The organism is Sphingomonas sp. GM_Shp_2 (assembly GCF_026540875.1).
In the GTDB taxonomy this organism is placed as follows: domain Bacteria; phylum Pseudomonadota; class Alphaproteobacteria; order Sphingomonadales; family Sphingomonadaceae; genus Sphingomonas; species Sphingomonas carotinifaciens.
In genome coordinates, this window is record NZ_JALNUQ010000045.1 from 23,790 (window position 1) to 33,057 (window position 9,268).

6 protein-coding genes are annotated in these 9,268 nt (G+C 70.2%); 2 read left to right on the forward strand and 4 right to left on the reverse strand.

The window, feature by feature from the left end:
• The first annotated feature begins 17 nt into the window (after positions 1–17).
• Positions 18–1,430 (forward strand): type I glutamate--ammonia ligase, encoded by a 1,413-nt coding sequence (gene glnA, locus OXR08_RS14500; protein WP_267350953.1) that lies wholly within the window; start codon positions 18–20, stop codon positions 1,428–1,430.
• Positions 1,431–1,484: 54 nt separating this feature from the next.
• On the opposite strand, the gene OXR08_RS14505 is transcribed toward glnA, so the two are convergent.
• The 3 genes from OXR08_RS14505 to OXR08_RS14515 are packed head-to-tail and all read right to left on the reverse strand — an operon-like array spanning position 1,485 to position 8,603.
• On the reverse strand, positions 1,485–2,459 hold the full coding sequence (locus OXR08_RS14505; RefSeq protein WP_267350968.1) for a quinone oxidoreductase: 975 nt from the start codon (positions 2,457–2,459) through the stop codon (positions 1,485–1,487).
• Between the two features lie 19 nt (positions 2,460–2,478).
• On the reverse strand, positions 2,479–6,648 hold the full coding sequence (locus OXR08_RS14510; protein ID WP_267350955.1) for a translocation/assembly module TamB domain-containing protein: 4,170 nt from the start codon (positions 6,646–6,648) through the stop codon (positions 2,479–2,481).
• Positions 6,645–8,603, reverse strand: coding sequence for an autotransporter assembly complex family protein (locus OXR08_RS14515; protein WP_267350957.1), 1,959 nt, complete (start codon positions 8,601–8,603; stop codon positions 6,645–6,647). Before OXR08_RS14515 ends, OXR08_RS14510 begins: the two co-directional genes overlap by 4 nt.
• A gap of 111 nt (positions 8,604–8,714) precedes the next feature.
• On the opposite strand from OXR08_RS14515, the gene OXR08_RS14520 reads away from it, so the two are divergent.
• Positions 8,715–8,891: a hypothetical protein gene (locus OXR08_RS14520; RefSeq protein ID WP_162843993.1), complete on the forward strand. Its 177-nt coding sequence runs from the start codon at positions 8,715–8,717 to the stop codon at positions 8,889–8,891.
• On the opposite strand, the gene OXR08_RS14525 is transcribed toward OXR08_RS14520, so the two are convergent.
• On the reverse strand, positions 8,888–9,268 hold a 381-nt coding region (locus tag OXR08_RS14525; protein ID WP_267350960.1), incomplete at its 5' end, for a S24 family peptidase. The genes OXR08_RS14520 and OXR08_RS14525 overlap by 4 nt on opposite strands.

The following is a 9,268-nucleotide window of genomic DNA, read 5'->3' on the forward strand; positions in this document are numbered from 1 at the left end:
AAGAGGAACGACGTATCATGGCGATGACGGCCACCGACATCCTGAACAAGATCAAGGAAGAAGAGATCGAGTGGGTCGATCTGCGCTTCACCGACCCCAAGGGTAAGTGGCAGCACCTGACCATGGTCGCCTCGATCATGGGCGAGAACGAGTTCACCGACGGCCTGATGTTCGACGGCTCCTCGATCGAGGGCTGGAAGGTCATCAACGAGTCGGACATGGTGCTGAAGCCGGATCTCGACGCCGTCTATACCGATCCCTTCTCGGCGACGCCGATGCTGATCGTGTTCTGCGACGTGGTCGAGCCCTCGACCGGCGAGCTTTATGCGCGTGACCCGCGCTCGACCGCCAAGCGCGCCGAGGCGTATCTGACCACCACCGGCATCGGCGACACCGTCTATGTCGGCCCGGAAGCCGAATTCTTCATGTTCGACGACGTGAAGTTCGACACCAACTATGCCGGTTCCTACTTCAAGATCGACGATATCGAGCTGCCGACCAACACCGGCCGCGATTACGAAACCGGCAATCTCGGTCACCGTCCGCGCGCCAAGGGCGGCTATTTCCCCGTGGCGCCGGTCGACTCCGCGGTCGACATTCGCGGCGAGATGGTCACCACCATGCTCGAAATGGGCCTGCCCTGCGACAAGCACCATCACGAGGTCGCCGCCGCGCAGCACGAGCTGGGCATGACCTTCGGCACGCTGACCCAGACCGCCGATCGCATGCAGATCTACAAGTATGTCGTGCACCAGGTCGCCCATGCCTATGGCAAGACCGCGACCTTCATGCCCAAGCCGATCAAGGAAGATAACGGCTCGGGCATGCACACCCACTTCTCGATCTGGAACGGCAAGGATCCGCTGTTCGCGGGCAACGGCTATGCCGGCCTGTCCGACATGTGCCTTTATTTCATCGGCGGCATCATCAAGCATGCCAAGGCGGTGAACGCCTTCACCAACCCGACGACCAACTCGTACAAGCGTCTGGTTCCGGGCTATGAGGCGCCCGTGCTGCTCGCCTATTCGGCGCGCAACCGCTCGGCATCGTGCCGCATCCCCTACGGCACCGGTCCCAAGGCGAAGCGGGTCGAAGTCCGCTTCCCCGACGCGCTCGCCAACCCCTATCTCGCCTATGCGGCGCTGATGATGGCGGGCCTGGACGGCATCCAGAACAAGATCCATCCGGGCGAGGCGATGGACAAGAACCTGTACGACCTGCCGCCGGCAGAGCTCGCCCAGGTCCCGACCGTCTGCGCATCCCTGCGTGAAGCGCTGGAAAGCCTGGCGGCGGACCACGACTTCCTGCTCAAGGGCGACGTCTTCTCCAAGGAGCAGATCGAGTCCTATATCGAGCTGAAGTATCACGAGGTCGCGCGCTGGGAGATGACCCCGTCGCCGGTCGAATACGACATGTATTATTCGGGCTGATCCCCACCGATCGCCATGGGAAGGGGGAGCCGGCAACGGCTCCCCTTTTTCATGTCAGGGCACCAGCACCGTGCTCCCGAACGTCTCCCCCGCCTCGATCGCCCGGTGCGCCTGCGCCGCATCCTCCAGCGCATACCGCTGTCCGATCTCCGGCACGATCGCCCCCCGCGCCAGCATCGCAAACACCCGCGCCATCAACGCCCGCTTCTCCGCCGCGGTCACCGCGTAATCGAACAGCGTCGGCCGCGTCACGAACAGCGACCCCTTCGACGCCAGCACGCCCAGGTTGACGCCCTCCACCGCCCCCGACGCATTGCCGAAGCTGGCGATCAGCCCGCGCCGCGCCGCACTGTCGAGCGAGGCATTCCACGTCGCCTTGCCCACCCCGTCCAGCACCACCGGCACACCGGCCCCGTCCGTGATCGCGCGCACCCGTGCCGCCACGTCCTCCTGCCGGTTCAGGATCACATGATCCGCCCCCGCCGCCCGCGCCCGCGCGGCCTTCTCCTCGCTTCCCACCGTCCCGATCACCACCGCGCCGATCGCCTTCAGCCAGCCGACCAGCAGATGCCCGACGCCGCCCGCCGCGGCATGGACCAGCACCGTCTGCCCCGCCTGCACGCGCGCACAGTCTTCAACAAGGAACGCCGCCGTCCCGCCCTTCAGCATGATCGCCGCCGCGGTGTCGTCGTCGACCGTGTCCGGCAACGGGACGAGCAGGTCAGCGGAAACGTTGCGCGCGGTGGCATAGGCGCCACGCGCCGGCCCGAACACGCCCACCCGGTCGCCGATCGCGAAGTCCGTCACGCCCTCGCCCACCGCCTCCACGACGCCCGCCGCTTCCGATCCCAGCCCGCCCGGCAGGTCGATGGGGTACAGCCCGCTGCGATGATAGGTGTCGATATAGTTCAGCCCGACCGCACGGTGGCGCATCCGCACCTCGCCCGCCGCGGGCGCGGCCAGCGCGACGTCGTGCCAGCCGATCACCTCGGGTCCGCCCGTCCGCTCGATCCGCGCGATCCGTTCCATCATTTCGGTCCTTCGCTGTTCAAAAATCCCGGGAAACCCGCACGTTCGCGCTCTGCCGCCCCAGTGTCGAGATGCTGGACAGCAGCGACAGCCAGCGTGTCACCTGAAACTCCACCCGCGTCGCGGAATATCCCTGACCATCGGTCACGATCTCCGCATAGAAGCGGCGGGTGATGAACTTGCCCGCGGCGACCGAGGTGCCCTGGCCCGTCTGCGGATCGGCGGGCAGGACGCGCAACCGGTCCAGCCCGGCAGCGCGGCGCACGGCGTTGATCGGGTTCAGCCCGTTGCCGCCATCCTGCAACGCCGCCACCGCCGCTGCCAGTTGCAACGCCTCGGGCGCGGACAGTTGGGTGATCGATGTCCCGAACAGCAGCCGCGACAGCAACTCGTCCTCAGGCAAAGCCGGCGTGCTGGAAAAGCCGATTTCGGGCTTCAACCCCGTTCCCGTCACGCGGATCGATGCGGTCAGCCCGGTGACGTTGGCGTTGGCGACGATATCCAGCGCCGGATTGGCCGGCACCTCGCCGTTGAAGCGGATCACGCCGCGATCCAGATTGAACTCGCGCCCGGCAAATTCATAATCGCCGCGGATCAGCGTCGCCTGTCCCGTAATCGCGGGATTGGTCGGCTCGCCACCGATCTGCAGATCCGCCGACCATTCGCTGCTGAGGCCGAGCCCGAAGACCATGAGCTGGCCCGGCGCCCGCGCCTTCACCGCCAGCGTCCAGGGTTTGGCCGGCACCTCGTCCTCCGCGCCGCCGCCCGGCACGTTGATCTCGCGCACCGCCAGCTTGGGCACCGCCGTCGCCGCGCTTGCCTGCCCCAGCCGGTATCGGCTGCGGTTCAGCACCACGTCGCCGGTAATCTGCCCGCCCGACCCGTTCGACACGAAGGAGAGCGGCCCGCTCACCGTTGCGCCGATATCGTCGCGCGCGATCATCACCGCGCGGTCCGCCTGCAGCGACAGGTTCATGCCGATGCCGCCGCGCGCCGCGAAGTCGAACGCGCCGCTGCCCGTCACCCGCCCGCCGCGCCCGGCATCGGCGCCGAAGCGGTCGATCACCAGCCGCGATCCGTCGAAGCGGCCGTTCGCCTGGACGTTGGTCAGCACCGTGCCGGTCGTGCCGCTCTCGATCCGCGCGCCATTGGCCTGCAGCGCACCGCGGATCACCGGCGCCGCCAGTTGCCCGCTCACATCCGCACCGATCGCGACCGGGCCCGACAGGTCGAACATCTCGATCCCGGTCAGCCGCCACAGCGTGTCCGCCGGCCCGGCATAGCGCAACTGCCCGAACAGCTTCGCGCGCAGCAACCGTTCGCTCAAGGATCCGCTGCCCAGCGGTTGCAGCAGGGCCTGCCCCCGCCCGATCGTCCGCCCGCCCGACGCCATCACCGCGCGCAGCCCCAGCCGGTCGGCCGAAAGAACACCCGCCAGCCCCATGTCGATCGGCCGCGACGACAGCACCAGCCCCGATCGCGTCAGGCCGCGCACGGTCAGGTCCACGCGCCCCGTCGGCGCCGCGCCCGCATGCGTCGCCACCCGTATCGTGCCCGACGCGTTGCCGCCCAGGCCCAGCCCCGGATAACCGATATCCAGCACCGTCAGCGGCATGCGGGTCAGGCTAGCCTCCAGCGCGCCCTCGCTGCCGCCGAACCGGCCGGACATCTCCACCGTGCCGCCCGAAAAGCTCAACTGCGTCTGCGCCAGGCGCCAGCCCTCGCCATCGCGCGTGATCGTCGCCGGGGTCAGCAGGCGCAGCGGCCGCCGGTCCAGCGTCCCTTGCGCCGACACGACATAGCGGTCGGGCGATACGCCGATCACCGTCTGGATATCGAAGGCGCGGCCCCGCGATCCCGCGATCGATGCGCGAACTTCGCCCGCCCCGTCGGTCAGCTTCGCCGTCGCAGCGAACCGCCCCAGGCTCAACCGTCCCCGGCGCAGGCCCTGTCCGCTGGCGCTTCCCTCGATCGTCACGCCCGCCGGATCGAGCATCATCGCAAAGTCCGCGCGCCCCTGGCGAAGCACGGCACCGCCCCCCAGTTGCACGCCGCTCGCACGCAACTGCCCCTCGATCCGCTGGATATCGCCCACCGGCCAGAAGGTCAGCGCGCCGCTCCAGCCGCCGCCGGTCACGTCCAGCCGACCGTCAAAGCCGCCATCGACGATGTTCAGCCGTCCCGTCCCGCGCGCGCCGCTGACGTCCAGCGCATCGACCATGATCGCGGCCTGCCCCCCGCGGGGCAACAGGATTGCGCCCGATGCCCGGAACGGCCCGCCGCGCGACCCGCCCTCGGCGGTGTAGGCAAAGCCCTGCGGCGTCGGCTCCAGATGCGCGCGCACGTCGCGCAGGCCCAGCGCCGCATTGGGGCTCGCCAGCAACAGGTCCACGCGCGGACGGGCGATGTCGCCGTCCAGCACCAGTTGCACCGGGCCATAGGTCGATTGCTGTCCCCCGCCCTCGAAATGGAAGCTGCCGTCGCGCCGGCGATAGCCTTGCCCTCGCAGGCGCAGCGACGGCGCGATCAGCACCAGATCGGCGAAGTGCAGCACCCCGTCCGGCGTCCGCTCCAGCCGCGCGGTCAGCCGCGGCAGGCCACCGGCAAGGCTGCGGAAAAAGGCGTTGTCCAGCCGCAGCACGCGTGCCGCGCCCTGCCCCACCACCCGCGTGCCGTGCCCGCCCGGCCCCGGCACCACGTTCAGTCGGGACGTCACCTCCACCAGCCCCAGACCGGGGATCAGATACCGCCCCAGCCGCCCGTTCAGCCCCACCTCGTACCGGCCGGTCGCCAGATCCACCGACAGCGCCATCGTTCCCGACAGCTTGTCGGACCGCAGCCGCAGCGCGTCGGCGCTGAGCGTACCGGGCGTCAGGCGCAGCGCCCCGTCAATCGACAGGTTGCGCAATATGCCCCCCGCGACATTGCCGACCCCGCCCACCGCCGCGGCGGTGAACCGCACCGGCACCGTCACCGGCCAGTGCGACCACCGCCCCCGCCCGGCCGCCCGCGGCCGCACGATCACCGTCCGGTCGAACGCCAGCGCCTTGGCGAACAGGCGATATTCATAGGCGGCACTGGCGAACGGTCCGTCGAGCAACAGGCGCAGTTCCACGTCCTCGCCCCGCATCGTGCGCAGCACGGCGGAGGGGCGAAGCAGACGCACCCTGGTCTTCAGGTTGCGAAACGCATTCTGGCCCAGATCGACCATGCCCTGCGTCTCGATCGCCAGCGCGCCGCTGCGCAGCGCCAGCGTGCCGTCCAGCCGCCGCTCGGCGAAGCGACCGCGGCCACGTACCCGCACCCCCGGCAGGGTCAGTTGCTGCAACCGCCCTTTCAGCAGCGGCGCCGGCGCCACGCTGCCGTCCAGCGCATAGCGGCCCGCATCCGCCGACAGGCGCAACGTCATCGCCTGCGCCGGCCCGATCTGTCCCGTCGCGCGGCCGCGCCACCGTGCCCAGCGCCCGTCGCCCGTCACGTCCAGCGCCACGCCCTGCCGCGCGCCCACCATCCGCGCCAGCACGCCGCGCGCCGCGCCGCGCGCGACCACGTCGATATCGAACCGGTCACGATCGGGCTCCGCATCGATGTTGAGCCGCAACCGGTCGCTGCCCTCCACCACCGCATCCAGTGCGACCAGCGCACGGCCCCGCCGGATGTCGGCACGCCCCTGCAACCGTCCGGTGCGGCGCTGCCCCAGCACGGCGGGCGCCAGCACCAGCCGATCGACCGACAGCGCGCCGATCGCGATATCGAACTCGGGGAGGATCGGCCCGCGCCGCCCGGTCGGGCGGGTACGCGGCACGTGCAGCAACTGCGCCTCCGGCACCGCCAGCCGCCTTATGTCCAGCCGGTTGCCGATCCACCGCCATGGCCGCCAGTCCAGCGTGACGCGCGGCGCGTGGAACACCAGCCCGTCCAGATCATAGACGCGCACATCCGCCAGCCGCGCCTCTCGATAGATCGACCCGTCGATCCGCCCGACCGCGAAGCGCAGGCCATTTGCCGTGCGCACCCGCCCGATCTGGTCCGCGACCCAGCGATGTCCGACCTGCGTATCGACCGCGGCCAGCGCGGCGAGCAGGATGGCGACGATCCCGAACACGATGCCCGCCAGCCACCGCCACCAGTTCCGCCGGTGCCGCGGCGACGCGGGCGCGGTTTCGGGCCTGTCGTCCGTCTCGGTCAAAACGCCTGCCCCAGCGAGACATAGACTGCGATCCGGCTGTCGCCCGGCTGCGGATTGATCGGCGTGCCGACATCGACGCGGATCGGGCCGAAGTTCGAATAATAGCGCACGCCGAGGCCAGTGCCGAACCGCATGCCGGTCAGGCGCGGCAGCGGCGAGGTGTAGATGTTGCCCGCATCCAGGAACGGCACGACGCCGAAATTGCCGAACGCCTTCACCCGCGCCTCGATCGAGAACTCGGCCAGGCTGCGCCCGCCGATCGGGTCGTCGTTCGCATCGCGCGGCCCGATCGACTGAAAGCCGTAACCACGGACCGAGGCACCGCCGCCCGCATAGAAGCGCCGCGACGGCGCGATCTGGTCGCGCGGCGCCCCCAGGATCGTTCCCAGCCGGGTGCGCGCCGCCAGCACCACGCCGTCCCGTACCGGGCGGTAGATGCTGGCATCCACCTGCGTGCGGGTATAGCCGAACACGGCGCCCTGCAGCGACAGTTCGGGGCTCGCCCGCCCGCCCAGCCGGAAGCCGCGCGTCGGGTTCAACAGGTCGTCCGACCCGTCATAGTTGAGGCTCGTCGGCAGCGCGCCGATAAAGAAGGTGCGCCGCCGGTCGATCCCGGTCGATGCGATCACGTCGCGCTCGTCCGATGCCAGCAGCTCGGCCCCCAGCGACCATGTCCAGGTCTTCTGGAAAAAGATGTTGGTCTGCCGCTCCAGGCTGCCCGACAGGGACAGGGTCTGTGCCTCGAATGCGTCGCGGTTGATGTGCGTGGCGGCGAACTGCGCGGTCAGCACCCGGTCGCGTCCGTTGAAGTTGTTGCGACGATAGACGACCGCGCCCAATTGCTCGCGCGTGCCCAGCACCGATCGCAGCGTCAGCGCCCCTTCGGGCGGGAACAGGTTGCGGTGCGTCCAGCTCAGTTCGGCGCGTGCGCCCTCGCCGGTGCCATAGCCCAGCTCGCCCGCCACCGTCCGCGGCGGCGCCGGTGCGGTCGCCACGCGGATGTCGACGGTATCCGGGGTCGCGCCCGGCACCGGCTCCACCTTCACCGACGATACCAGGCTGGTCTGCACCAGCGCCCGGCGCAGGTCGTCGAGCGATCCGGAGTCGTACGGCTCGCCGGGCCGGAAGCGGGCGATGTCGGCGATATGGTCCGCCTCGAACACCGGTTTGCGTGCACCCTGTTCCGCAACCGCCACGATCCGTCCGAACCGCCGGGCGGTGCCGGGCTCCACCGACAGGTCCAGCGTCGCGGTGCGGGCGGCGCGGTCGACCACGATCTGCGGCTCGCCGACCTTGGCGAAGGGGAAGCCCTCGCGCCCGATCGCGGTTTCGAGCCGCGCCTGCCCGGCGACGATCGCGTCGGCGTCCACCGGGTCCTGCGCCTTCACGCCGAACGCGGTGCGCAGGTCGCCCGCCTTGTCGCCCGCCAGCGCCAGTCCGTCGATCGTCACGCCGGCAAAGCGGTACAGGGCACCCGGCACCGCCTCCAGCACGACGTTCGGCGTCGCGCCCGGTTCGATCCGGGTGGCGACGCTGGCGTCATAATATCCCTCACCGCGCAGCAGCGTGGTCAACAGATCGGCGTCCTCGCGCGCGCGCCGGTCCAGCTGCGCTGCATTGGCAGGCTCGTTATCATGCGCATTCAGCGTCGATAACTGGTCGAACCGCTCGCGCAGCAGCGCGCCTGCCCCGTCCACGCCCTCGACCGCCCAGCGATACCGCCGCTCGGCCGCCGCATCGGTCGTCGTCAACGCCTCCACCAGATCCGCCCCCGGCGCCGCCTCCAGATCCGGCCAGTCGACCCCTATCCCAGGCAAAGCCGCCAACGGCGCATTGGGATCCAGCGGCACGGATTCGGCGGCGGGCGGCACCGTCTGTGCCCCCGCACTCGCGCTGACCAGCAGGATGGACGCCGCGGCCACGCATCGGCCGGACCGTCGAACGCGGAACACCATGACCGCTCCCTAACCGCACCGCTGCGCATTCCATAGCCCCACCCACAGGAAAAACGACGGCACGACGCCGGATCGCTGGCGTAGCGCGGCCGGTCATGGCAGGCAGCGGCGATGACGACGTCTTCCTCACGCCCGCCCGCCGCCGGCGGCGTGCTGATCGCGCTGGGTGCCATCATCGGCACGGCGATCGGCCTGCCTTTTGGCGAAACCACGCTGGGCTTTCTCGCCGGCCTTGCTCTCGGCATCGCGGCGGCGCTCGTCATCTGGCGGCGCGACCGCCGCCGTTAGGACGGCGCACGCATCTGCCACACCACCCGGCCGATCACGATCGGTCGGCCGCCCGGCACCGGCGGCGCGGCGGGATTGTCGCTGGTCACGACCAGCGCCCCTGCCTCGGCCCGCACCCGCTTCACCAGCACGGCGTCGCCGATCCGCAAGACGTAGATGCCGCCGCGCGAGCCGGGCACCCGGTCGTCCTCGTTGACCAGCAGATAGTCGCCATCGGCAAGTCCCGGCGCCATCGAGTCGCCCCGCACCCGCACCATCGACGACGCCCCCTCCCGCAGGCCTAGCTCCCGCGCCAGCCGCGCGTCGATCGTCGCGATCCCCAACGCCGGATCATCCTCCACCACCGCGCCCGCCCCCGCAGACACCGCAACGTCGCG

Coding starts and splice junctions, on each gene's coding strand:
- OXR08_RS14520 (WP_162843993.1), top strand. CDS start 8,715: ATGACGACGTCTTCCTCACGCCCGCCCGCCGCCGGCGGCGTGCTGATC.
- glnA (WP_267350953.1), top strand. CDS start 18: ATGGCGATGACGGCCACCGACATCCTGAACAAGATCAAGGAAGAAGAG.
- OXR08_RS14515 (WP_267350957.1), bottom strand. CDS start 8,603: ATGGTGTTCCGCGTTCGACGGTCCGGCCGATGCGTGGCCGCGGCGTCC.
- OXR08_RS14505 (WP_267350968.1), bottom strand. CDS start 2,459: ATGGAACGGATCGCGCGGATCGAGCGGACGGGCGGACCCGAGGTGATC.